Annotated in this window: 21 protein-coding genes; 6 read left to right on the top strand and 15 right to left on the bottom strand. The window is 45.5% G+C overall.

Annotation, left to right across the window (positions count from 1 at the left end; genetic code table 11):
- Positions 1-325 precede the first annotated feature (325 nt).
- From PIL01S_RS18260 to PIL01S_RS18230, 7 genes are all read right to left on the bottom strand, one after another.
- Entirely contained in the window at positions 326-1,204 is an 879-nt protein-coding gene (locus tag PIL01S_RS18260; protein ID WP_127538750.1) for an amidohydrolase family protein, read from the bottom strand.
- Positions 1,191-4,361, bottom strand: coding sequence for a GNAT family N-acetyltransferase (locus PIL01S_RS18255; protein WP_127538749.1), 3,171 nt, complete (start codon positions 4,359-4,361; stop codon positions 1,191-1,193). The genes PIL01S_RS18260 and PIL01S_RS18255 overlap by 14 nt, the downstream gene beginning before the upstream one ends.
- Before the next feature lie 256 nt (positions 4,362-4,617).
- A complete protein-coding gene (locus PIL01S_RS18250) occupies positions 4,618-4,953 on the bottom strand; it encodes a type II toxin-antitoxin system PemK/MazF family toxin (protein ID WP_127538748.1) in 336 nt (111 codons plus the stop codon).
- Positions 4,950-5,252: an AbrB/MazE/SpoVT family DNA-binding domain-containing protein gene (locus PIL01S_RS18245; RefSeq protein ID WP_127538747.1), complete on the bottom strand. Its 303-nt coding sequence runs from the start codon at positions 5,250-5,252 to the stop codon at positions 4,950-4,952. Before PIL01S_RS18245 ends, PIL01S_RS18250 begins: the two co-directional genes overlap by 4 nt.
- 217 nt (positions 5,253-5,469) lie before the next feature.
- Positions 5,470-6,678: an MFS transporter gene (locus tag PIL01S_RS18240; RefSeq protein WP_127538864.1), complete on the bottom strand. Its 1,209-nt coding sequence runs from the start codon at positions 6,676-6,678 to the stop codon at positions 5,470-5,472.
- Positions 6,679-6,763: 85 nt separating this feature from the next.
- Positions 6,764-7,798 (bottom strand): ROK family protein, encoded by a 1,035-nt coding sequence (locus PIL01S_RS18235; RefSeq protein WP_127538746.1) that lies wholly within the window; start codon positions 7,796-7,798, stop codon positions 6,764-6,766.
- Positions 7,799-7,994: 196 nt separating this feature from the next.
- Positions 7,995-8,264, bottom strand: coding sequence for a hypothetical protein (locus PIL01S_RS18230; RefSeq protein ID WP_127538745.1), 270 nt, complete (start codon positions 8,262-8,264; stop codon positions 7,995-7,997).
- A gap of 108 nt (positions 8,265-8,372) precedes the next feature.
- Here PIL01S_RS18230 and PIL01S_RS18225 point away from each other — a divergent pair, with 108 nt between their 5' ends.
- Entirely contained in the window at positions 8,373-8,582 is a 210-nt protein-coding gene (locus PIL01S_RS18225; RefSeq protein ID WP_127538744.1) for a helix-turn-helix domain-containing protein, read from the top strand.
- A gap of 16 nt (positions 8,583-8,598) precedes the next feature.
- Here PIL01S_RS18225 and PIL01S_RS18220 read toward each other — a convergent pair whose 3' ends face one another.
- Together PIL01S_RS18220 and PIL01S_RS18215 are read right to left on the bottom strand one after the other, a co-directional pair.
- A complete protein-coding gene (locus PIL01S_RS18220) occupies positions 8,599-9,807 on the bottom strand; it encodes an SIR2 family NAD-dependent protein deacylase (RefSeq protein WP_127538743.1) in 1,209 nt (402 codons plus the stop codon).
- The gene (locus PIL01S_RS18215; protein ID WP_127538742.1) at positions 9,776-11,071 is read right to left on the bottom strand and encodes a hypothetical protein; all 1,296 of its coding nucleotides are present in this window, start codon (positions 11,069-11,071) and stop codon (positions 9,776-9,778) included. Before PIL01S_RS18215 ends, PIL01S_RS18220 begins: the two co-directional genes overlap by 32 nt.
- A gap of 318 nt (positions 11,072-11,389) precedes the next feature.
- Here PIL01S_RS18215 and PIL01S_RS18210 point away from each other — a divergent pair, with 318 nt between their 5' ends.
- The 3 genes from PIL01S_RS18210 (at position 11,390) to PIL01S_RS18200 (ending at position 14,176) form a co-directional block, all read left to right on the top strand.
- Positions 11,390-12,004: a TetR/AcrR family transcriptional regulator gene (locus PIL01S_RS18210; RefSeq protein WP_127538741.1), complete on the top strand. Its 615-nt coding sequence runs from the start codon at positions 11,390-11,392 to the stop codon at positions 12,002-12,004.
- Between the two features lie 161 nt (positions 12,005-12,165).
- The gene (locus PIL01S_RS18205) at positions 12,166-13,500 is read left to right on the top strand and encodes a metal-dependent hydrolase family protein (RefSeq protein WP_127538740.1); all 1,335 of its coding nucleotides are present in this window, start codon (positions 12,166-12,168) and stop codon (positions 13,498-13,500) included.
- A 16-nt stretch (positions 13,501-13,516) separates the two neighbouring features.
- Positions 13,517-14,176 (top strand): DUF554 family protein, encoded by a 660-nt coding sequence (locus tag PIL01S_RS18200; protein ID WP_127538739.1) that lies wholly within the window; start codon positions 13,517-13,519, stop codon positions 14,174-14,176.
- Positions 14,177-14,486: 310 nt separating this feature from the next.
- Here PIL01S_RS18200 and PIL01S_RS18195 read toward each other — a convergent pair whose 3' ends face one another.
- On the bottom strand, positions 14,487-18,014 hold the full coding sequence (locus tag PIL01S_RS18195; protein ID WP_127538738.1) for an S-layer homology domain-containing protein: 3,528 nt from the start codon (positions 18,012-18,014) through the stop codon (positions 14,487-14,489).
- A gap of 765 nt (positions 18,015-18,779) precedes the next feature.
- Entirely contained in the window at positions 18,780-19,238 is a 459-nt protein-coding gene (locus tag PIL01S_RS18190) for a MarR family winged helix-turn-helix transcriptional regulator (RefSeq protein WP_127538737.1), read from the bottom strand.
- 135 nt (positions 19,239-19,373) lie between these two features.
- Here PIL01S_RS18190 and PIL01S_RS18185 point away from each other — a divergent pair, with 135 nt between their 5' ends.
- On the top strand, positions 19,374-20,252 hold the full coding sequence (locus PIL01S_RS18185) for an SDR family NAD(P)-dependent oxidoreductase (protein ID WP_127538736.1): 879 nt from the start codon (positions 19,374-19,376) through the stop codon (positions 20,250-20,252).
- 85 nt (positions 20,253-20,337) lie between these two features.
- Here PIL01S_RS18185 and PIL01S_RS18180 read toward each other — a convergent pair whose 3' ends face one another.
- Complete coding sequence (locus PIL01S_RS18180) at positions 20,338-20,868, bottom strand: hypothetical protein (RefSeq protein ID WP_127538735.1); 531 nt, start codon at positions 20,866-20,868, stop codon at positions 20,338-20,340.
- A 165-nt stretch (positions 20,869-21,033) separates the two neighbouring features.
- Positions 21,034-21,861: a sugar phosphate isomerase/epimerase family protein gene (locus PIL01S_RS18175; RefSeq protein ID WP_127538734.1), complete on the bottom strand. Its 828-nt coding sequence runs from the start codon at positions 21,859-21,861 to the stop codon at positions 21,034-21,036.
- Positions 21,862-22,057: 196 nt separating this feature from the next.
- Between PIL01S_RS18175 and PIL01S_RS18170 the strand changes: the two genes are divergently transcribed.
- A complete protein-coding gene (locus PIL01S_RS18170; protein WP_127538733.1) occupies positions 22,058-22,762 on the top strand; it encodes a hypothetical protein in 705 nt (234 codons plus the stop codon).
- Positions 22,763-22,895: 133 nt separating this feature from the next.
- On the opposite strand, the gene PIL01S_RS18165 is transcribed toward PIL01S_RS18170, so the two are convergent.
- The gene (locus tag PIL01S_RS18165) at positions 22,896-24,218 is read right to left on the bottom strand and encodes an LLM class flavin-dependent oxidoreductase (protein WP_127538732.1); all 1,323 of its coding nucleotides are present in this window, start codon (positions 24,216-24,218) and stop codon (positions 22,896-22,898) included.
- A gap of 2 nt (positions 24,219-24,220) precedes the next feature.
- Positions 24,221-25,453 (bottom strand): MFS transporter, encoded by a 1,233-nt coding sequence (locus tag PIL01S_RS18160; RefSeq protein ID WP_127538731.1) that lies wholly within the window; start codon positions 25,451-25,453, stop codon positions 24,221-24,223.
- Positions 25,454-25,493: the final 40 nt, after the last annotated feature.

Here is a 25,493-nt window from a genome sequence, read left to right as displayed (position 1 = left end):
AAAATGAAAGGGGCTCCGTTTGTTCTATAATAAGATTTTCTGCTAGCCTGACTGGAATCTGTCCGATATTGCCAGTCGGCACCACATAGTCGAGTTGCCACGGAAATTGTTTCTTCCAGTCTGATCCGTTCTCTTCCCTGCTTCAAGCAGAAGCTCGTAGAATTACTGGGAATATCCAAGGCGCTTGGATAACGTTAACAATGCTTCTTGCGTTCAAAAAAGCTCCTGCCATACATGTGGCGGGAGCTTTTCTGTGATCATTGACTCATAGTGAACGCAAACGTCGTATCGACAGTGTTTACCATCTTATTAGTAACCTTTCTTCTTAACCCAGCTGTGCAATTCGCTGCTCTATGCGCGGAAATAAACGGAATGCATTCTCGTAGAACACCTTGTCATGATGCTGCTCCGGCACAAGTCTGCGGATGAATTCGGCATACAGATCGATCGGCGCAAGCGGCCAGTCGGTTCCGAAGAGCATTTTCTCGTAGTGATCGGAATATACCAGCGCCCGGCGGAAATGGTCCATGAACAGCGGTTCATTCATGAATCGTTCAAAATGGGGACGATCACCCACCACAAGGCCGGACAAATCGGCATATACGTTAGGATTCTTCGCCACCACTTCGGCGGCATCCATCACCCAGGGATCACCCAAATGACAGATCATGAAGTTCACTCCCCGCTGTTGATAAGCTAGCTCATCCACAGTCAGGGGATGGGCATACTTCAGCAATCCATTCATGGAATAGGTGTCCCCTGTATGAATTACGACGGGTATATTGTACTTGGCTGCCAGCTCATAGATCGGGGTATAAATCTTGTCATGGACATAGTAATGATAGTACCCCGCGTACAGCTTGATACCCGCTACCTCAGGAGCCTGCAGCCTTGCTTCAATGCGGTCCAGTTCTTCCTGCGCGTGTTCACCGCCAAGCCGGTTGGGATTGACACCGACGCACTCCATCAGAAAGGGCGGGACCGTTTCTTCCAGATCAAGTCCCATCGGGTTCGGTGAACTGGAGTCCGGAAAGGCTCCCTTGGTCTGCTCGGTTACTCCCATGCCAATACCGAGAATGACATCGTTTTTGTCAAACTCCGCCTTAAGACCGGCGGCAGAGTAATCGACTTGGGACAGATCGATCGCCGTTCGATGGAAGCTGTCAATGTCAGACAGATGAATGTGAATATCAATGATCGGCATGAGTGCTCTCCTTTTCAACAGTTGTGTTCCTAAAGGATAGCTTCAACAGGCTGCGGACATCTTCCGCATTCAGAGGAATCTGCCCTAAGACCAGATAAGTTGGTTTCATCCAGGCAGTTTCCCCATTGGATACCGGCAGATGTTGATGCACATTGTGGCTGAGTACCTGGTTATTCACATATACCGACGGATTATGGTTGGGATAGGCATCCACGGCATGCAGCATGTTTTTACGTGAAACTGCACCTACTCGCAAGAGTCCCTTCAATTGAAGACCCGCATCCACCTTCCCCAAGGAGAACCGTCCTTGTTCGGGATGTTCCACCCAACCTTCGGCAAAGATGGGTGAAGGCCTGAAGAAATGATCTTCCGTAAGCGAGTAGTCCGCCAGCATCAATCCGGTTTCGTTCGTCACCGAATGCAGCGAGCAGAGAACTGGCACGCCAGGCAGCATGAGGTAACGCTGTTGTACTGTGATTCCCCGATTCGCTTCCTGCTTCTCGATCCGGGTCGTCATGCAGATTCCTGTCCAGACGTTTCCGTGATCATCCTTCTGCTCCGTCCATTCTGTACTTCTATGCTCCTGCTGACGGCTAAAACCATTCATACCCGGGATTCCCACACCAAGCCCGCCGTACCATGGATTCCACCAGGAACGTGGGGCAGCTTCCGGATACGAACTGTCCAGCCATTCCTCACCCTGATACTTCAGGGAATGCACGACACTCCCAAACCCGGGTGCTGCTGCTATTGAGAGAACTCCATTGCTCACCCTGTACACCGGACCTGCCTGCCCTTCTTCAATTACACAGTTAACGGCAGATTGCGTCTTCGGAAACCAGAGAGCGGTCCGTTCCTGAATCCGATCCTCTCCGCGATATACAGCCCGAATCTTCCAGCCATTTTCACTGTTTTCCTTTGCCACGGTTTCCTCAGGGGAGAACTCCAAGTGTACAGAGCGAAGGTCCTGTTCCCGGTTTAATTGCATATCTGCAACTTTAAACTCCGATGCACTGCCGTTCTGCGCATACAGCTCCAGATTTCCGGCTAGTGGTATCATTTTTCGCTCCATCCATTCGGCCTGCAGCTTTCCTCCCTCAAATGGATTACCACCGCCCAGAGCCAGTTCGAGATGGTCATCCAGCACAGGTACAATCCGATCGCGCTCTTTACGTGCAAAAGAACGGAAATCCTGCCACTTCACGAAAGTGTTCAACGCAAATACAGTCTTCTTGGTCTGTACAACGGCCCCTGCAGGCATACGGCCAAGCTCATGCTCCAGCCCCAGTGTATATTCAGGACGAAGCAGCTTCAACGAAGGGTCCCAATAGATACCACATGCTCCGTACGCTTCCTTGCAGAAAAGCCAGTTCTCCGTAATTTGGGCACTATCCCAATGGCCCGGATCACTGGAGTAAGTATCACCCATGTCCACATACCGACCTTGATAAGGCAGAATTAGCCGATTCCCGAAGAATCCGAAGTTGGTCATCAAACTCATATTATCTTCCAACTCTGTACTGCGCGTATTGATTATTACGTGGTTGAATTCCGCAATGCCGCTGGCAAACAAATGGACCACAGACTTGATCTGCAACCCAGGAAAGTCCTCCGATTCATAAAGAGCTTCAAAAACCTGACTGTCCCCTTCGGGGTAGATGTTGACTTCTTTGGCTTGTTTCTTGGAAAACTCCTCTGCAAACGGCTTACCCAGCTTCGGATAGGTCCACCAGAACGTATGGTGAGAGCCCGGATATTCGATCCACATCGTATTATCCTGTCTGCTCATATGAAGGGAGAATGCGCCATTCACAGCTACCCATTGATCCCCATGCTCTCCGCCATAACGCCCTTGGGTTCCCTTCATGAGGACGGAGAGTTTACTTGTGAAAACGACTGGCTGGTGACCTGCCGGAACAGCTGTCACTTCCACCTTCCTCGAATAAAGTCCATACGAGCGCAGGATAAAGGATACAGGTATCGAAGCTTTACCCTTCGCAGGAACGGTGATGCGTACCGAAGGTTCTGTCCATTCCAGGAATTCATCCTCAGGCAGGTCAAAAGCAAACTCGGCCTCGGCATCATAATTGTTCTCCACGTTCAGAACCAGCTCTGCCGGGACACCCGTGTACAGTTCCTTCACGGGCAAAACCATGTTCAGCTTGGCTGGAAACTTCGGTGCAACGCCTATGCGGAACTCCGCTTTCCTGCCACCAATCAGCCATGTGCTGGCAACAACAGGGTGGGTCTTCATCAGGTTCTGTTCCTCTGTGACCGGGTCCAAATGGAACTCGCCTTCCACAACGGTTGCCTCCCCCGGAGCCACTTCTCTTGCGGTGTCCAGAGCAAAGCGAATATTTTTGTTGTCCTGCCCCTTGATCTCAAACGTCTGCTCAGATGCTGAGCAGTTCTTGATTCGGTAGCGAACCTTGTATGTGGAACCAAACACCAGATCATGGTCATCCATCTCTGTGGAGATTACGTAATCTGGCGTATCGAGTGCGGTCAAGCCGCGACCGGACTTCTCGAACTCGGCTCGCAAGGAGATGTCTCCCTTTTTCCAAGTGTAATCAAAGAAATCAAAGCCTCGCTCCCGCCGGCCATCCGGCTCAATGACGAGTTCACGCGTACTATCCGTATACCAATCCAACACCTCGAAGTATGGAGCGAGCGCTTCGGTCTGCAAGACGGTCGGGATGAAGTTCATCAGGTGCACATTGTCCTCTTTTTTCTCCCAGAAGAAACCGCACTTCTTGTACATCGGCACAGCCTTGGTATTGCCAGCCCACGTGAACAGATCGAGGCGGGGCCACCCCGCTTCCACCGTTTTGCGAACGGCGTTCAGGATCAGGTTGCGGCCGACCTTATGGCCATGATAATCGGGGCGCACGTTCAATAACGGTACATACAGCGCACCTTCATCGAAACGATAGTGGGCAAAGCTGCAAAAGCCAACCACTTCATGCTCATGAACCGCGAGAAACACATGCAGATTGGACGAACTCTCCAACTCTCGGCGCACGGTATCCTCTGTTCTCTGGTTCGTCCCTCCTCCCCAGCTTTCATTGCTGCGGTTCCACATGTCTGCGAGTGCGGCAGCGTAGGAGTGATCGTATTCAATAATGCGGATCTGTTCTAGATTTGAGGTTACTGCCATGTCTCTATCCCCTTTGCTTTATGTATAGGGTGGTCTACGTACTCGTTCGTGATGACCCGAATATATCCGATAGCCACAGAGATGATAGAGTACGTGTTTGCATAAGCTATCGATAGTATGATCATACTATAAATGGGAAACATTTTCAGAGGATTAAAAATCTATCTTTTCACTAGGAGAATTCCAGTATACTAATCAAAAAAATCCACGTCATTGAGATAGACGTGGATTTAAGAATAGAATCATTATTCTTATATTATGCCAATATAGAACGAACATTCCGTAGAACTGATTTCATGAATTCGGATTCCGACTCAACATGGCTTACAATTTGAATACGTCGTTGTCGTACATCAAGACTCTTCAACTGATCCGTCAAAACAACACCCGAAATTGGCAGTGCTTCTGGTAGCTTCACTTCAAATGGGTAATCTTTGACTTGGCTCGTTATGGGACATACCACGGCAAAACCCGTTACCTCATTAAACTCATGTTCAGATAAAACAATAGCCGGCCTTCTCCCTGCTTGCTCATGACCCGCTTGGGGATCGAAATCAAGCCATATCAGATCGCCTCGTTTGGGAATGATCAAAGTAACTCGTTCCCTTCTGTGCCAAAGTCTATTTCTTCATGTCGTTTATTATCTTTAACTTTAGAGAGCAACGATTTTAGATGGGAGCGTAGTTCCTCATTAGATTCAGTTGCCTTAGATACTGGACGCAATAACAGCTCATTATCTGCCGTTACTAAAATTTCTATTTCCGCGCCCTCTTCTAAATTAAGTTTCTTAAGCAATTGGTTAGGGATACGGATTGCACTACTATTTCCCCATTTGCTGAGTGTGGCTGTAGTCATGGCAATATCACGCCTTTCGTTTGACTGATGCTCCAATTATACATCTCCCCCCTGCAATTGTATATCCATATGATATACATGAAACAATACAAAGATACATTGAATCCGTCCGTAAAATGAAAATTTTATCCGTCTACTGATAGCTAAAATAATAGCATCATGTATTTCAGATTCAATAAATAAAAGAACCCCCGGTTAACTCGATCGAGGATTCCTATGCCATCTCACATAATTAAATTAAATAGAATAATTACTAAATCAGTTCCTGCTTCCGTTTCAGATATACAAATAGCACCACGCCCGACGCCGCACAGATCACAGCGCATAAACCGATAAACCCATAACCCGCCTGCAGACCGCGAAGCAGCCCCAACGGAGTAGCTGCACCATACGCGTTCTTCACGCCTTCAATAACCCAGCCAATCGCATAGTTACCAATGACGCTGCCGACCCCCATCAACGTAACGGCAAACGTAATGGCGGTGTCGCTTCCGTTTGGATACCTTTTCGCAATAAATGCCATCACGGTTGGATAGATCATCGCAATACCTGCACCAGACACGGCAAACAGGAACGCCAGCCCCTCACCGCCCGCGATGGCCGCGAACGTACAGATAGCTGAGAAAGCCGAGAAAACAATCAATGAAAGTACAAAACCAATCCGGTCCGTAAGCGGACCAAGCAGCAGACGCCCGAGCGAGAAGCTAAGGAAAAATGCAGACAGCATCCCCGAAGCCTTCACGGTGTCCCATGTATACGCCTTTTCCAGGAAGTTTACAAGCCAGCCGCCCACGGCCAGTTCGGATACCACGCCAAAAGAAAGAATCAGCACCATCATCCAGATGGCCGGATCACGTGTCAGCATTTTTAGGGAAACCCGGTCTTCATGCGGAAGATCATCACCCGGAAACGTACTAAGCATCGCCGCAATAATAGGCAGTAGGCAGAGGGACAACATGGCCAGATACATGCCGCGCCAGTCCAGTTCATGCCCAAACACCGTCAGTGACATGACGCCCGTTGCCAGCAGCGGAGCTACGGTTGAACTCAGACCATAGAAGAAATGAGACAGGTTCATCATCATGCCTGTATTTTTCACAAAGATCCGAGCACCCAGAATCGCCAGCGCAATCTCCAACATGCCGTTACCGATGTACATGAAGAAATACGATGATGCAAAGAGCGGATATGTATGGGATAAATAAATGAACACACCCGAGAGAATCATGGAGGCAAAGGAGATAATGCTAACCGCCTTGATGCCCCATTTCCGGACAAGGATGGCCGTAAACGAACAAGCGATCAGATACCCCAATGCGTTCAGGGATAACAACGTTCCGAGCTGTTTCTCGTCCAGATTGAAGTCGAATTGAATGCGCGGAATCGCCGGCCCTTTAATATTTTCCGATATGCCAAACACGATAAAACCAATAAAGATTGTCGCCAGCTGCATGGCATACATCTTATTAAACTTTTTCTTACTCGCTTGCTGCTTCAAAATAGTACCTCCTGTTGTATAAGACAAATAACGATTCGTCACATATGATCTACCATTTTTTCTCGATTAACTGGATGCGGTAGGTTAAGCTCTCCAACGTGACAGCAACCAGGCCGGTAACATATTCACGCCGTGTGTCATTTTGAATCATGACTTGTGGCATATGCTCCTGTGGAATGGTTTGCAGGCAACTCTGGATCAGATCGTGCTGCATGCCAGAGTCCATCGTGTCTCCTGTAATGACGATCGCTGCCGGGTTAATAATGACAATGATGGATACCAGCGTTTTGACCACAAGCTGATGCAGTCCCTCCGGAGTTTGCAGCAGCTGAAGCTGTTCTTCGGATGACACCCCAAAAGGCAGGTAGGATACCTCGCCGCTAAAATGTGTGTTCCCTTTCAACGGGTGACCGTCAATGATGAAGCCTGCCCCGGGATAATGATTTTTTGGAAAAGTGACCACCGCAAAGTTTTTCTCTTCCTCAAAATGCTGCTCGTTGTACAGTCCGTACACCGTCAGATTCATGTCGTTATCAATGATGACTTCGACGTCATCGAATCGCTCCTTGAGCCACGGCCCCAGCGGCTGACCTGCCAGACCTGGCACATCACAAATGCCAATAATTCCGTTGTGTGCCACCCCCGGTATGCCGATCCCAATCGCCTGAACATTGTTGTACTTTTCAATCAAGGCTGTAGCCAAATCCTCCACCGTAGCCACGGTAATCTCATCCAAAATAAGCGTCTGCTCATCCTTTATCTCGCCATTCAGATTAGCCTGAAGATGCGTGATCGAGTGAACACCGCCCTCTGTTCGAATAAACACGCATAGCACGCTGGCATAGTCCGCATTGAATTGATATCTGCTCGCAGGTCTCCCCCCGCTTGATTCATCCGGGCCCAGATCGATAATCTCTCCCGTCTGCAGCAGCTCGTTCAGAATTGTGCCGCAGGTCGCCACACTGAGTTTTGTCAGATTCGCAATGGAAGACTTCGTTCCCACGCCGGTTGATCTAAGCGTGTTCTTCACCAGCTCCACATTAATTCGCTTCACCTGCTGTGTGTTGTGTGATGTAGGCTGCATGTAGAATTGAACCCTCCTTTCAATTGATTTATCATTCGAAAAAATGTTTTTAAAAGTATTTTAATAATTGAAGTTTAGGGGGACACAACGGGAAAGTCAATGCTTAATTGAAAGCGTGATTTTTCAAGGAAAGGTAAAGGGACAGTCCAAGATCATCATAAAATGATCCTGATCTGTCCCTTATTAGAGTGTAATTTTATATAGACTGGTTCATTCGATTCGCTAAGATGCTCTTCTTCAGTCGGACTTCGAATAACTTTCGGTTCAGATCCTGCTCCATGGCATGAAGGTGATATGCTGCCTGTTTTACAGTATCCATGTGCAGTACCCCCGCCCGCTTAGCGATGATGTCCATGGAATCCAGGATGAGTTTGTTGCATGTGACAAGTTGGTCTACGTAATCGTCTTCCTGTTCGATGAGTTGTGCGTACTGCGAAGATAGCTCTTCGCCGTTGGTACTTGTCATGTCACCACCCCTAAAATTGGTACGCATAAGAGTACCAGATATACAAAAATTATATGGTACGTTCATGCGTAACGTCAAGACCACATGGAAATTTTAGGAGTGATACTCATGGCTAAGAAAGTCGTCGTCAATATTCATAAACTCACAGAAAAACATAATATTTCACTGCGCGAGTTGGCACGGTTATCTGATATTCGCCATGCTGCGTTAAGTGAGTTGCAGTCAGGGAAGCGCGAGAACATTAACTTTGCTCATATTGAGCGGATCGCAGAAGCGTTGGATATTGATGATATTAGGGAGATTATAAATCTCGAATAATATGGTATTTAAAATATTAATTAACCTTTCTCACGATAAAATTAATTAATGTTCTTATGGCATCTATATAGTCACCATCATTAACTCTAAGTCCAATAACTTTGATATTTTTCTTATTTAATTCTCTTATCTCTTGTAAATCAGGATTAAACAATACAATATAATGATGCGTTTTCAAAATATTCACTAACTTGTCGTATATATCATTGAAGAATTTATCTTTAAAAGAAAACCCTATAAAAAGCAATGATTTATTCCCTAAAATTGCAGCTAATTGTACGAGTATTCCTTTTCTACTATAAAGTTTGGAATAATCTTTTTTTGTTACTACCATGCTTGATTTTCTGTTAATGTGACCATGTAGATGAATAACTTTATTGCCCGTAGTGGATATGTTTCTTAAGTTCCCAATCTCATCCATACAGACTGGCGTATTATAACCATCCTCATTTGTTAGAAAATGCTCAAAAATAAGATCATAATTTGTTGATATATAATAGTGTGAGTTCAATTTTATTAAATCAGAAATATTATGTTCGTCATCAGCAATATCCATATTAGCTTGTGAAATAACTTGTACAATTTCGTCTTTTAACTGGTCCTCGTTTGATACATTCATAGATTTTTCCAATAACAAATCAAACGCCTCAAAATATGAACCGTCAGAGACTAGTTCATTATAATATTTTTTATGGAATTCCTCCGAAAGGAAATCCTCTAGCCCACGTAAGAGTCCCTCCCAATTAGGCAAATTAAAAGGCATTGAGACTCCTGACCCTAGGAAGGGAACCACATTGTCTATTTCATTAACTAAATTATCATAATTACGATAAAGCTCAGGTATGAAATATTTATTTTCATTAAGAATATAATTGTATTCAAGTATCTCATCATAACTTGTTCTTGAAAATTTATAAATTCTCGTAACATCATGATAATCAATAGATTCATGGAGTACCTCTCCACAGTATTTACAATTATGAGAAAGGCTTTCTGTCTCTTCATCTAAATCGTTGCAAGAATATGAAAAAGAAACTTGTAAAAGCCCGTCAGAATAGAGTTTTTCACATAATAATACACCGACAGTAGATATTTCATTTATATCATCATCAATAAATGGATTTGTTCCAAACTCATCAAGTATTTTATTAAGGCAAATGAGCACATCTTTAGTACTTTCATCACTTTCTGTACTAACGATATTTATTAACGTTTCTAATGACATGGTGTAAAATCTCCTTATTATGATGTCTGGTAGCAATTAAAGTGATTTTTAAACATACTTTATTAGATTCTATGGCAGTTTGAATAGCATCATCATCAGAATCATCTTTCAAATCGTAAAACCACGCCATAGACCATTTATTTAATTTTCTTGTGCTTTCAAAGTCAGTTAATAAACTATAAAGAGTATCTGAACTTGCAATCGGCTTTTTTACGGTGGAGGTTCCAGTTGAACTTCTATTAGTTCTAGAATTCTTGTAATTTATCTTCAAAGGGTATCCTAATAAAGATAGTTCTCTAGCTTTAAGTCTTAATGAATTTTCATCCATATTGGTACTCACATAAACACCAAGCAATAGTGCTTCCATCTTTTTTTCTAAAGCTTTACCTTCATTCTTTGTAGGTTTTTCACCTAATTCAGCTATTTTTTTCATTAGTTGTTTGACTTTTTTACTAATTAGTACATTCATATTCTCAAAAACCAGTTTCTTTGGTTCTTCTACTAATTGATCAAAAAGTGACTTGCAAAAATTATACATTCCTTTCTGATCTTTATCGGAAGAAGTTGGTATAATTGAAATATTAAGCAATTCAGAAACTTTATCTTTAAGGAATTTATAATAATTAGAGATAGAATAACTAGACTCCTCTTCTATTTCATCCTCTTTTTCCCCATTTTGTGTTAGCCCTACAGGGTTCTTTGTATATATTGTAAAGGTTCCTTCCTCAAAGTTCACTTCAACTGCTCCTAACAAAAATTCACTCTTATCGCTATGTTTCTTAAATACATTTCTTCCGAATAAAAATCTGGCAGAAACTACATTATCCCCTTGGCTATCATAATCATAACCGGCTATGAAATTTGCACCAGACTTAGTAACATTAATTGAATCCATTAAATAAAAACCGTCTCTAGATAGATATTTATGTATTGAATTTGATAAATTAATTTTAAATTCATCAATCAATAAGGATACTCTTTTGAAAAAAAATTGTTTTGTGAAAGCAGAAGTGCTTATTCTATATAAATAAATGTTAGTCAATCGGCCATACACAATGTGTTCAAAAAAAAGCCTTTTAATATGTACTAACTTTATAGGATCATTTCCGTAAGTGTTCAACAAATTAGAATAATAATCAGTGAAATTATCCTCAATGCCCTTATGCCCAGTACTTTCCTCTATAACAGATTTGAAAATTTTGAAGTTTGTATATTCCAAGAATTTGATTCCATCATAATAGTACTCATTTTCGATGGCGTCCACGGACTTCACCTCTTCTAATTCAGAATAAAAACCGCTCAGACTTCACTTAAGTTAATACTGTAGTGAGTCCATATAAACTTCTTAAATTCAATGTGAGATATATACAAGTTAAACAGCATAACATTTTTTTTAGTATTATAACGATTAAGTACTTACCAGTGCTGGGAATTATGTAACGTGTGTGAGCTCAATAAATTATAACTGCTGAAATCGTAGTTTTAGTTAGATTAAAATTCTATCGTCTCCCATTTGACACCCCATCCCAAAAGGACTATTCTAATAACGAATCACTCATTCATTATTAAGGAGTCGTTCTCAATGGTGCAAGCCAAGAAAGACGAAGTCAGGAAAGAAATTGAATACGCGGCGCTCAAGGTGTTCTACGAGAAAGGTTTTGTGGATGCCAAAATGAGCGACATTGCAAATGAAATCAATATTTCGGTAGGCAATATCTATACGTATTTCAAAAACAAAAAGGATCTGTTCTACGCAGCCGTGCCGCCCGATCTGGTGGATTACCTGAAAAAAGTGCTGGTCGATACCATTCACTTCGATAACCAGAACCTGTTCGAGGCGGATACGGACAGCGAAAGGAAATCGGCACTGCTGCAGGAACAGGTCGACGTATTGCGCAAATACCGGAACCAGATCATCATCATTTTCGAAAAGAACAAAGGAACGATCTACACCAACGCCAAGAACGAGCTCGTCGAGACTATGATCGAAACCAAGAAAGCCTATCTCAAAAAGCAGTACAAGCATTATGAGATTGGAATGGAAGAACACCTGATCTTGCTCGATATCCTCGCACACAATGTGATCGACATGAACCTGGATTTGTTGAAACGGGACATGAGCGAGGACAGCCGCAAGCAGATTTTTGAAGCATTATATGTATACCGGTTATACGGCATGAAGAGTTTGAGCGAATAAGCTATACGCCTAGCTGGCACTGCGTGCAGATCAGGTCAACAAACGTACTTGGTCCGCACGCCAAAAAAATGCCTAATCCACCCCCCCTTATTTTTTTTGATTCAAAAATGAATTAATAATTCAATTTTAAATTCGATGCTCATTTCAAGGAGGAACACCCAATGACGAACACAGCTTATGCATTAAAGAACTGCCATCTGATTCATGGAGACCTTAATCGCGATCTGGAGAAAAATATGACCGTCCTGGTCAATGAGCAAGGGCTGCAAGGGCTGATTCAGGGGATTGGAAAATCAAGTGAACTGGCCATTCCGAGCCACTATGAGGTCATCGACCTATCGGGAAAATATGTGATGCCTGGCTTGATCAACGCTCACGTCCATCTCTTTGCGGATGGTAAGCCCTTCAGCCTGTCGGTCAGCGAAGGCATGCTGCACTTCGCCTATGATCGAATCCTGAACACGAAATTCGGCAAAAACGTTCTGAAAAAACGAATGAAACGCAATGCCCTGACCGCACTCCACGCGGGCGTAACCACGATGCGCAGTGTCGGCGAATTCTTCTATACCGATGTAAAATTGCGGGATGAAATTAATAACGGTGACTTCGTTGGTCCCAATCTGCTTGTTTCTGGATTTTTCCTAAGTGTAACAGGAGGACATGGTGCTCCTTTCCTTGCTCTCGTTGGGGACTCCCCTTGGGAAGCTCGAAAGAATGTACGCATCAATGTGAAGAACGGCGTGGATCTCATCAAAATCTGCGTGACGGGCGGCGTGACGGATGCCAAAATGGTCGGCGAAGCTGGCCGTTTGCAGATGACGGTCGAGGAAGTTGCCGCGATCTGCGATGAAGCCCACAAAATCGGGCTGCGGGTGGCAGCTCACGTGGAAAGCACGGAAGGTGTCAGAGTTGCATTAAAAGGCGGCGTGGATACGATTGAGCACGGCTCCGAGATGGATGACGAGATTATCCGTTTGTTCAAAAACAATCCAAATGCCCTGAATGGCTATACTGCGCTCATTCCTACCTTTCTGGCGGCTTATCCCTCTGCTCTGCTCGATTCGAGAGTAACGAAGGTGAGTGCAACCGTGAAAGAAAACGCCAGACTCGTGTATACATCCATGTTAAAAGGTGCCCAGCAGGCCATCGAAAATGGCATTACCATCGGTGTTGGCACCGATGCCGCCATGTCGTACGTGACTCACTATGACATGTGGAGAGAAATGGATTATTACATCAAACAGACTACCCTTAGCAACAAACAGCTGATTGATATGGTGACCCGAACCAACGCGAAGATTCTGGGCATTGAGGACGTTACAGGAACGGTCGATATCGGAAAACAGGCAGATCTGATCGTGCTGGACCAGAGTCCACTGGAAAACATTGAAGCATTATCCGGTGTACGCATGGTCATGGTCAAAGGAAATCTAATTCAAACACCATCTGTGACGAGAATACAGCAAGTAGACGATGTTCTAAACTCGGTTTGGTGAATTCAGGAGTGAAATCATGTTAGGAATATTAGTCAATTGCTTTTCCATTGTATTCGGAAGTACTCTTGGAGCGATCACCAAAACGTTTGTCAATGACGGATATAAAGCCATCCTGTATCAAGTCATTGGGATCAGCGCAATTATCATCGGAATCAGTACAACGATGGAAAGTATCTCCACCAGCCAGTATCAGGTCATGTTTGTTATCTTTCTTACGGTAGGCGGCATTATCGGTCAACTGATTAATTTCGACCAGATCTTGTCCAAAATCATGACCCGCTTCTCATCCAATGGACTGAATGAAGGATTAACGGTTGCGATCTCTTTATTATGCTTAGGGTCGATACCGATTCTCGGACCGCTGCAAAGTGCACTGCAGGGGGATAACACCTTTTTGCAGATCAACACCATTTTCTCAGGCATTACGGCATTAATTCTGGCTTCTTCTTTCGGCTTTGGCATCATGCTTTCAGCGATTATTTTATTTGTCATCGAAGCGCTGGTCTTCTTCTCGGCTGATTTCATATCCGTATACATGACGACCAACATCATTAACGAAATCACGCTGATTGGCGGTATTCTGGCGCTCTGTACCGGATTGAACGTCCTGAAGTTTACGGAGATCAAAGTTTTGAAACTGCTTCCGGCCTTATTTATTCCTATTTTTGTGTTATAGATTGGTATGTAATTATTTGGTAGACAGCGAAACTTAAGAGGCTTATCCTATTGGGTAAGTCTTTTACTGCTATCTAGGAGGAGTTCATAATAAAACTGTTAAAGATCTTATCGTTGTATGTGGCTTGTTTAATTGTGACTTACGTCATCATTGCCATTGGTACAGTTGGCCTTTATTTGGGTCCAGCTCTTGTACTTACTTTGCTTGTTTATATTGTGATTTTGCTCTTAAAGATACAGAAAAAATGAGGATTACCACAATAGTGGTATTCCTCATTTTTATAAGTGTTCTTTACAAGTACTTTTATTCTTTACAGATGCATCGCAAGCAGCAATTTGTAAATCATAGCTGTCGCTTCCGCACGGGTCGTCATATTCCCCGCACGAACCGTATTGTCCGTATACCCATTAATAATATTGGCTTGTACAGCTGCATCCATGGCTTCCTGTGCCCAAGCAGGTGTTTGTGCTGCATCGGTGAAGCTTGGTTTGGCAATCTCACCCTTCGTTCCTGCATGCACATCACTCAACTTCAACGCCTTCGCCATCATCACGGCCATCTCGGCACGGGTAATGGTGCGATCCGGCTTGAATGTATGGTCTCCGTAACCGGTAACTATACCAGCCTGTACGGCAGCTGCAATCTCGGACTTCGCCCATGCAGGTACAGCTTCCTCATCGGCAAATGAAGTCGTGGACGCTACCGTTTGGAGAGCCAATGCTTTGCTGAGCAATGTGACAAACTCAGCTCTTGTGATCTCCTTGGACGGTTGGAATGTTCCATCTGTATACCCTTGGATGACGTTCATGCCCATCAGTCGATCCGCATAATCAGATGCCCAGTGTCCATTTAGATCTGACAGGTTCACCGGTGTGTAACTGGACACAACAAAGGTACCCAGGTGATTCACATTCGCCGTAATAGTTCCAGTTGCATTCGTTACCCCGCCGACAAATACCCAGCTCTGACGAGCTTCGTTATAATAATAGATTGCCGGCTTCGTTCCGCTTATCAAACCTGCCGGATCATAATTCAGGCTCAACTCAGCCGAATGGTTTAACGTCCGTCCACCTGTGCGGCTAATCTGTACCGCTTGACCCAGCACATTTAGCGAAGCTGTATTCTGCAGTTTGTCCTTTGCGATCACGGACAGCTGTAAAGTATCTTTTTCCCCAATAGCTCCAGCCGGAGCGTTGAATTCCACCACGTTTTTAATCCCTGTCTGTACAGGCTGATTCGCTTCCACTTCAACCTTCACTACAGTGGATGAATCCAATCCTGTTTCCGGAGTGGATGGTGTTGCAGGAACGGTAGGCGTTGTTGGTACACTTGGCGTGCTTCCTCCGGAATTGCCACCGGAACTGCCTCCAGTCCCGCCGCCTGATCCACCGCCATTGCTCGAACTGGCTTGTACCGTAATGGTACGTGTGACTTCTGCTGCTGCATTGCCAGCGATATCTTTTACGTTATAACGAATCGTATAAATCCCGGCTGTTTGCGTGTTCACGGTGCCATCGATCTCCACAGAACCGCTAATGCCTACATTGTCGGATGCCAATGCTCCAGGCTCGCTATAGGTATCTCCCACGTTCAGTGTCATCTGGCTGCTGCCTTGCAGCGTAATAACCGGAATTTCACGGTCTATTTTGACAACCACCGGTAACGTATATTCACCGTTCAGATCGTCTGTAGCTCGGAATAACAGGGTATGTTCTCCAGACTCTGTTATCTCGAGAAGGGTATTCTCTAAATAGGGTTCATACGTCTGTCCTCCATCACGGGACAACTCAATGGTCGCCGAAGTGGCCGGTGCATATACTGCGCTGGTTACACTAACGTTTACAGACTGATTCGTCCATGTATCCGTATGATACGGCTGGCCGTCCATGGTGGTCATATTGCTTTTCAAAATCAGAACCTGATTATTGGTGCCCTCTACGATGACAGTGAAAACTTTCGTTTGTATTTCGCTGCCGCGTTGTACAGTTGCCGTCAGTTCCAATCGTTCATTGTTATCCGGCTGTGTCAGCAGCTTGCCTTGATTATCGATCAATTCCGGATTCGAACTGGACCAAGTGATCGTCGCTCCATGTTTGCCTTCAACAGGAAGCATAAGATCGGAAGTGACCGCGTTCAGGTCTCCCAGATCAATTGCCTGCAGTGTGTCATTTACCGCTTGTACATCACTGTAAGGTGTCGCACTCACGAAGATTGGATTGGAGTAGAACCAAAGATCCCTATAGTTGCTGTCATTGATTTGGTTGAAACGCGTTTCTGCATCAGTAGTCGTATTCTTCGGATCCAGCTGTGGTTCGCCATTCACCGTCTCGCCTGGAACGTTCATATCCAGATTCGTCCCGCGCAGGCGGAAATACTGGTCTTGATCCGTGGCTTTGATCTTATATGTGATGACATTGTAGCCTTCCGCATCTGTCGTCCAATCGTCCGATGTGAAGGTAGCCAGCACTCGGGTGGAATCGTTGGTATCCTTGTTATATGCGGCTGTACCCTTCTCGGCCTTGCCCGTCACATCCCCGGCGATCAGGTCAACATGATCCACCTCAGGTACTACTCCAGCGGATACGCCGCTGTTGATTGGTGTTTCATAGTTGTTGCTCGCTGGGCTCTTGAACCGGATCTTCAGTTCAACCTCATCGCCCTGAGTCACATTAAGATCCTCACCCATTTCAGCCTGAGCGCCTGCTCCGGAAGCGGTGAAATCCAATGCGTTAATCAGATCTCCGAATACGGAAAAGGATTTTCCGGAACGAAGGCCATCCAGCACCGCCTGCATTCCGCTGCCCTCAATCCACGCGTAAGTCTTGGCATATTCCCCAGGGAAATAACCACTGGAATTCGTGCCAATGGTCTTGAAATGATAATCCGAGTTACCATAATTCCAGAAGTGGCGACCTTCTCCCAGGAGTGCGTCCCACAGTCCGCCGACTTTGGCCACCATGTAGTCTACACCGCCATATGTACGGTATTTGTACCCATCGTCTGCCGTCGGATTAGACACGTTGTAGGTTGTGTTATACCCGCCGCGATCCGGTTCCATCTGATTACCAAGCATACCTTCGATACCGAATACCACTTGTGGTGCCAGATCGTTGAAATCGCGGAAGTCCGCAATTGTATATTTATTTTTGCCACGCGAAGGATGGTTGATCATCGCATAGCTCGTTGTTGGATAGTTGGTTTTCAGCCATTCAATGGCAGTTAGTGCATCCTGATGTGTCGTATAGGCACGTCCGCCCTCCTGATCCCAGGCCGCTACATCCGCCGGATCAAACAGACTCGCATCGCGATTGGTAAAACGATATTCGAATTGTTTCGCAGCTTCCAGAGCTTCGGTCGAATTCGGCTCATCGGTGAGAATCCCCACACCAACGTGTTCGTGCGTCGGCATGTCCCATTCGAAGCCGGAGAAGATCGTTTTGCCTGCATATTTGCCTTGCTCCTGTAGTGCCTTGATCTGTGGTACCTGATATTCATTCATTCCCACGGACATCGGAATGGACCCACCAGGAATTTCATTTCCGTTGTGATCCCGCTTGGATAACCGCAAATGATCCGTCAGCGCGATCCAGTCCAGCCCATATTGCGTCAAACCCGCGTCCAGGACGTTCTCCAGCGAATTCTGCGCATCATCCGATTCAAATGTATGTACGTGCAAATCCCCCGTTTGCCATGAGCCTGCAGCCGTGCTGCTGACTGGTGTATTATCTCCCGCAGCTGCATAGGTAATTGCCGCAGGAAACGCTCCCATGACCATCCCTGTAGCCAGGGGTATCAGCGTAAGCATCGCAAGCATTTTCTTTCCTTTTTTGTTGAACAACCTGATCCCTCCACCCGTTCTGTGTTGTTGTGACGGGAGTATATATATGAGACTTTGAGGGCAGGGTCAACGTGTTGAAAGCGCCTATTAAAAATTTTACATAGAGCTGCATTCGTTTACGTTCTATTAAAGCTCTCTTTTGCTGTATGCATATGTTGTATCCTCTCTAAATCTCTCATTTTTATGAGTCGGAATTGATAAAATCAGGCCGATCCTGCCTTTGCAACGTTCAAAATTTGTTCACCATTCAGGAAACTTTCACCACTCTTGTGGATGACAGGAAGAGGTCTGTGAGGATTCCATGATAGAGGCGGCTAAGATGAAGAATTATGTAAAAATCGCACTGTGAACAGGATTCTAAACACTGTAATACATACCACTTATTTCAGAGATATTTATGCGCTCTACATCCCACGGCTACTCGGTTAATGCTCTCTTTTGACATGAATTTTACATCTCGGATTACGTAAAAAGATTGTGAATGGGATGTTATTTCAATGGCAAATCTACTACATATGAAGAGGCTAATTATGCTGGAACGCGCGTTAGTCCAACGGATATCACCAACATTCCTCGTTACAGGGAAGTCATGCTTCCTATGGGTTCGAGTCCTTTATTCAAACATGGTTTAGGATACCTTGCCGACAAATACAACTCTGTTTTATCCTCGGTAAATCAAAAGGTGATGTCCAGTGGAAATATGGATATCACCTTTTGTTTTTTTACCTAGGCTATGTTTATATCAACACTACTTTCGACCCTACACTACTCCTCCAAGCCGTTAAACTGCCGAAGCATGGTCGTGAAACGTCCCAGCTCTTCATCATCCCATCTGGATATACGCTCATAAAAGGCAGATTCCTTCTCCTTCAGCGCATTCACTGTCGACTGCTCGCCAAGCTCCGTCAGAGACAATAGAATGCCGCGCCGATCATCAGGGTCCTGCGCCTTGCTCACATATCCTGACGTTTCGAGCTGCTTAATCAGGCGGCTTACTGAGCTTCGGTCCATGGCAGTCGCTTCTGCCAAAGCTGCGGCGCTTGTAGGACCATAAGAGTACAGCCACCGTACCAGATGAAAAGCGGCAGGCTGCAGGGTCGCATCAAAACGCTCTGCAGATCGGACATTAAGCGCATGTGAAGCACTAATCAGGGCATGGATCTGCTCACCAAGCGCCAGTTCCAGGGCTTCTCTGTCTTTTGTTTTGGCTGCATGTTCAGTCATTGTTGTTGTTCCCCTCTCCTCGATACATCCAAACAGGCTTCGGAATATATAGTTGACAAATATCAATTAAAATATATAGTTGATTTATGTCAATTATATCTTTCAACTCTGATCGTGTCAAAAGGAGACTTCACTATGAAAACAACACAGTCTATTATCGTAATCACCGGAGCAACAAGCGGATTGGGGCAGCTTGCTGCCATCGAGCTTGCCAAACGTGGTGCACATCTTGTACTCACAGCCCGAAGCGAAGAGCGCGCCGAGGCTACCAGAAACAAAATCAGGGCAATCATGCCCTCTGCCAAGATCCAATTTTTCTTCGGAGACTTATCCTTGCTGAGTGATGTAAAAGGTATTGGGCTTGAAATGGCAGCTGCGTATCCACGTATCGATGTACTTTTGAATAATGCCGGACTCCATGCGTTTGAACAAAGAGTGACTTCTGAAGGGTTTGCCGAGATGATGGCCGTGAACTATTTGGCCCCTTGGCTGCTAACGCATATGTTGCGTAATTCCTTGATTCAGTCAGGTCATGCCCGCGTTGTGAACGTTGCATCTGAAGCCTCTCGGAATCATGGCCAACTGGTGCTGCCGGATGACTTGATGGATACCACTCCCTTTACTGCACGTGGCTCCTCTCCGATCTATGGCAAAACCAAACTCTTGAATATTATGTTTACTGGCGAACTAGCCAGACAATGGGATGGGACCGGGGTTTGTGTGAATGCCTTGAATCCAGGTTTCAATGTCACTGGTCTTGGACGGGAGCTGTGGTTCGCGAGTGTACTTGAGCGCATCTTAACATTTCTGCACATTGGCGACCCGCGCCGGGGGGCGGATATCATGACTCGTCTGGCTGTGGAACCCGAGTTTGGAAAGGTTTCGGGAGGTTATTTCAATGTGGGAAGCGGGGCGGCAATTACTCCCGTGGATCCAGGCGGAGATGCCGGAATGCAACACAAATTGTGGGCGGTAACGCATCAATTGATGAAGGAACGCGGCTTGCTTGATTAATGTTGGTTCAGTGCTGTACGAGAGGGGCATCAGCCCCTTATCTTTTCGCTCCCTTGTTAATTCACTATCCGATTTTTGGAATTCACTATAGTTTATTTTGCTGTAACATGATCTCAGGGAAGTGTTTAATCATGTCGTGGATGAATCCATCGTTTCCGTAAATGGCAATCACGACGTACTCTTGCCGTGGCATTGGAATAATAATGGCTTGTTTCCCCTTAAAATAGTAGCGATCCTTTCGCTCATTCCCATTATCATCTACATAGACAATGTTAACGAAATCCATATCATGACTCATCGCTTTATCGTGGATCACAATACATAAATATCGATCTACCTTTTCTACGGATATGCCCTCTTCGTCTTCTTCCCATACATACTCGTTAGGTTGCATTACAAGCTTATTATCCGCTGTTTTGGTGAGGATAGATGCTTTGGCATGCTCTCCTTTTACATCAATCAACAGTGCAGAGTGGTCACTCACTATTTTTGTATCAGCGTATTGCAGATGATGAGTTTTGAGATAGCCTTGAACATCCTCTCTGGTAAGAGGTTCGCCACTCGAACCATTGGTGAGCATTAGCATGGATAACATCAATTCAAACAAAAACTTCATTTTATGTACTCCTTCTATTGTGGATATTCATATATATCACTTTAATTTCTAATTTCTTCATGAACTGAATAATAGAATAAAAAGGGACTGGCGAATCCATTGATGCAATACTTGTGAACCCGCCAGCTTCTTGCAATACTTCCAACTCTTCATTGTTCCATCAATTTATAGCGTTGCAAACACCTCATCAAAGCCTGCTTTCGACTTGGCAAACAGCTCGGTTGAATCAAGTGTTGATGCAGGTGCCAGAACTTCCTGAGATACAACGCCCGTGTAACCAATAGCCCCTAAGTTTTTCAGAAAACCCGTCAGATCAATGACTCCCTCGCCTGGATACAGGCGCTCATTATCAAGCAATTCTTCAATTGGCAGATCATATGCATCATTGATATGAACGTGAACAATCTGTTCCTTTTTCAATTGCAGCACCTCTTCCATACTCAAACCAAGCGTATGCCAATGATAGGAATCCACCAGTAAGCCTATATTGGGAGCATGAATGGTCTCGATCCAGTCCAGCGTGTCTTCCACACTCCAAATAAACGGATTCTTCCACTGGGTACGCAAATGATGGCAGCCGACAAACTCCAACCCTAGCCGGATACCGTACGCCCCCAGAATGTCTGCACAGAGTCTCAATCGTCTGGTAGCCGCCGCCATGAAAGATGCTGCAGGCTGATCGGTCGAGGGTAGAACATAGGTGCAGCAAGTGAAACAATTCAGCGAAGCAGAGGCTTCAGCCATTTCAACCAGAGATTTGAGTCCTTCACGAAATTGCTCTTCTGAGTTTCTCCAGTCCACGGTGAAATCCGCTGAACCGATGATGATATCATTGCTTTCCAATAGGTGTGCGGCTTGCTCCTTGCCGTATTGTTGAACCAATGAGAGCGGATTCAAATCTACGGACTGGAAGCCATATTTGGCCGCATTCGTAATATATTGTTCATCAGACTCGATCTTCCCCAAACCTGCTTTCGTTAATCCTCTAATCATCCCAATCTCCTCCTGTGACTTGTCTAATAGGCAACGACTGCTGCACCCTCTTAAGCTCAAATTCAGGGTATAAATTCATAATAACAGCAGCTTCAAAAAAAGAAACCAGTAAGTTCCATTCTTTTATGGCACAACCCCTGCGCAACCCTTTCCCGAAATCAGCGTAATAGAAAAAAGTGGAAAGGAAGGTGATACGATGACGAAATGGCTCAAGACAATTCAGTCCCCTACCATTATTTTCTTTTCATGCCTTTTGGTACTTTCTGTGATCGTTGGTTTCCTATCCAAGCCTTATTTCACGGAACACATATTCTATGCAGACAATAACAAGTATTTATTGGATCGCCAAGAAGAAAACCAGTTGATATACCGGAGTAGAACGGTTGATTCCATTCAGGTGCAAGTGGAGCAGCAGAAACGCACCGTATTCATCGATGATCAGAAATATATCATTACAGAACTCAGTTCCACACCTAATGCAGCATATAGCGTGTTATACCCCAAAGGAGACACGTATGAGGTTCAGGACCATGGCGGTATATTAAGAAGTTTTGATGAAGAAGGCAATATCATGACTTCCATCGCTTTTTACGTTAACAACCAGAGAGTACTTAGCGAGGACGAAGTGCAATTTTCACCGGATACAATCGTGACTGCTGCTTACCCGATATACCATCACACGCAAGGTGAGCCTGTCTACCTTTTTCTCGCACTCGCCGGTTTGATATTTGGATGGTGCAGCTTCTACTACAGGAGGTTTCAGGATATCCTCTTCCTCATCTCCCTTCGCTGGATTTGGGTGAACGACCCCGAACCTAGCGACTTTTATTACTTGATGACCAGTATTGGCGGCATTGTTGTCATGATGGGATCCGTTTGGATTTCCTTCAAAGCATTCTGAACCAAACAGATTTGTATACAAAAAAGCGGTAACGACGTGAAGATACGTCATTACCGCTCTTTTTTTATCCACCTATTAACAGGACTTGGGTCAAGTTTGTCAAACCTGAATATCTATCGTCAAATTACTCCATTTAGTTCACACGTTCCAGCATGTACCGATTACGCGGAATTTTAAGCCCCAAGTTCTCCCGAAGCGTCTCATGCTCATATTCCGTTCGGAACAGTCCTCGTTCCTGCAGAACAGGGACAACCATATCCACGAAATCCGCCAGTCCATTCGGCACAACTGTACGGATATTGAATCCGTCTGCGGCTTCGCCTTCAAACCACTCCTGGATCTGGTCGGCGATCTGATCGGGTGTTCCAATGAAAGAGGTTCGTGGCGTAGATGCTCTTAGCGCGACTTGGCGGAGAGTCAGCCCCTCTTCTCGTGCCTGCTGCTTGATCTTGTCCGTCGTACTGCGGAAACTGTTGCTGCCCAAATCACCAATCTCAGGGAAAGGCTCATCCAGCGGATACTGGGAAAAGTCATAATGGTCAAAATAGCGTCCCAAATAATTCAGCGCGTGGTCAATACTGACCAGTTCGGCAATTTCCTGATACTTTTGCTCGGCCTCTTCCGCTGTTCTGCCCACAATTGGACCGATACCCGGGAAGATCAGAATGTCTTCAGCCTGACGTCCATATGCTACCGCTCTTGCCTTAACATCCCGGTAAAACTCCCTTGCTTCCTCAAACGTCTCATGTCCCGTATATACAGCATCTGCTGATTTCGCTGCCAGATCTTTGCCGGATTCAGATGAACCTGCCTGAAAAATGACCGGATAACCCTGTTTCGAACGTGCCACATTAAGCGGTCCCTGTACGGAGAAATGGTTCCCTTTGTGATTCAGCGTATGCAGCTTGGAAGGGTCGAAGAAGACACCATTCTCCTTGTCCCCGACAAATGCATCATCCTCCCAGGAATCCCACAGTCCTTTGACCACATTCAGGTGCTCTTCAGCAATTTCATAGCGCAGCGCATGGTTTGGATGTTCGCCTTTGCCAAAGTTCAGTGCCGATCCTTCCAGTGGGGAAGTGACTACGTTCCAGCCCGACCGTCCTCCGCTAATTTGATCCAGCGAAGCAAATTGCCTCGCTACCGTAAATGGTTCGCTGTAGGAAGTCGATAATGTCGCAACCAGCCCAATATTGGAAGTGGCTCCTGCCAGCACAGACAACAGGGTCAATGGCTCGAAGCGATTCAGGAAATGAGGATTGGATTTTTCGTTAATAAAGAGACCGTCAGCAATAAATAGGAGATCGAACTTGCCTTCCTCCGCTTTACGCGCCTGTTTTTTGTAAAAATCAAGGTTAACACTGGCATTAATCGGAATGTCAGGGTGTCGCCAGAAGGAAATACTATTCCCGACTCCGTTCAGATTGGCCCCCAATTTCAGTTGTCGTTTCGTCATATTCAAGTCCTCCCTATGTTTTCGTGGGTAATCCGGTCACTCTTGTTCATTGGCTTCATATCACTTGCCTTTACCACCCAGGCTGCCCCTAGAAGTACGATCCCTGTAAGCAGAAAAATAAAAGGAATGCCGGTCCATCCACCAAGAAAGCCGCCAATCAAAGGTCCAAGCACAATACCGAATTGGCTCGCCGTCTGGCTGAGACTAACTGCCCTGCCCCGGAATTCGTGCTCCGCATATTTGATTATTAATGCATTGAGAGCCGGGTAGACCGCAGCGAAGAACAGACCATAGATAAATCGCAAACTTCCAAAATACACGAGATTATACGCGGTTAGCTGAAGGAGACTGCCAATGCCGCCGCCGATCAGCCCGATAAACAAGGTTTTCTCATAGCCGATCCTGCCACCAATCTTTCCCCATCTGGGTCCCATAATGACTGTCGCTACGCCAATGGCTGAGAATACAATGCCTGCACTGAGTGTCGCATGGCTGACATCTCCGCCGATCTGAACGACATACAGCGTAAGCACCGGTTCGATAATGAGCACGGACGTAGAGACGAGTAAAATGAGTCCATAGATCCGCATTAAACCGGGAGTGGATGCCGCTCTCTTCAGATCACCCAGAATACTGGTGGAAGCCACTTTATGGGTTCTGCGCGACTCTTTTACGCCAAGAACCAGCAGAGCCGAGAACAGTGTAATGATCCCGGATGCAATGAAGCATCCCCGCAGCCCAATCCATTGACTGAGCACACCTCCAGCAAGAGGCCCAAGAATTCCGCCTGCTGCAGTGGATGTGGAGATGACACCCAGCGCGTAACCCACATGTTTCTCCGGCGTATTCGTGCCAACCAATGTGATGGAGGCCGGATTGAATCCTGCCATGAGTCCCTGAAAGACCCGAACAGCAATGAAGGTGTAAGGGTCCTGAACAAAATAGTTGGCAGAATGGGCAATCGCCAGCCCAACACCTGAACGGATCAGCATCAGCTTGCTGCCGTATTTGTCAGCCAGTGATCCCCAGAAGGGCGCACATAGTCCGCTGATTAGAAAGCTGATCGAGATCGAGACACCGGACCAGGCCTCCAGCCCACTCTCAATTCCAAGATCATTTTGCAGAAACAGAGGAAAGAACGGCACGGACAAGGTGTACGACATATGATTGAAAAAAAGCCCCAACCACAGAATATACAGATTACGCTTCCAATCCGGCATATCGGTATTCTCCATAGTATATAATTCCTATAAAATAAGTAGGTTATTATCCATA

Origin of the sequence: Paenibacillus illinoisensis NBRC 15959 (genome assembly GCF_004000925.1) — a bacterium.
Lineage (GTDB): Bacteria > Bacillota > Bacilli > Paenibacillales > Paenibacillaceae > Paenibacillus > Paenibacillus illinoisensis.
Note: the sequence above shows the minus strand (reverse complement) of the source record. Positions and strands in the feature narration are given on the sequence as shown.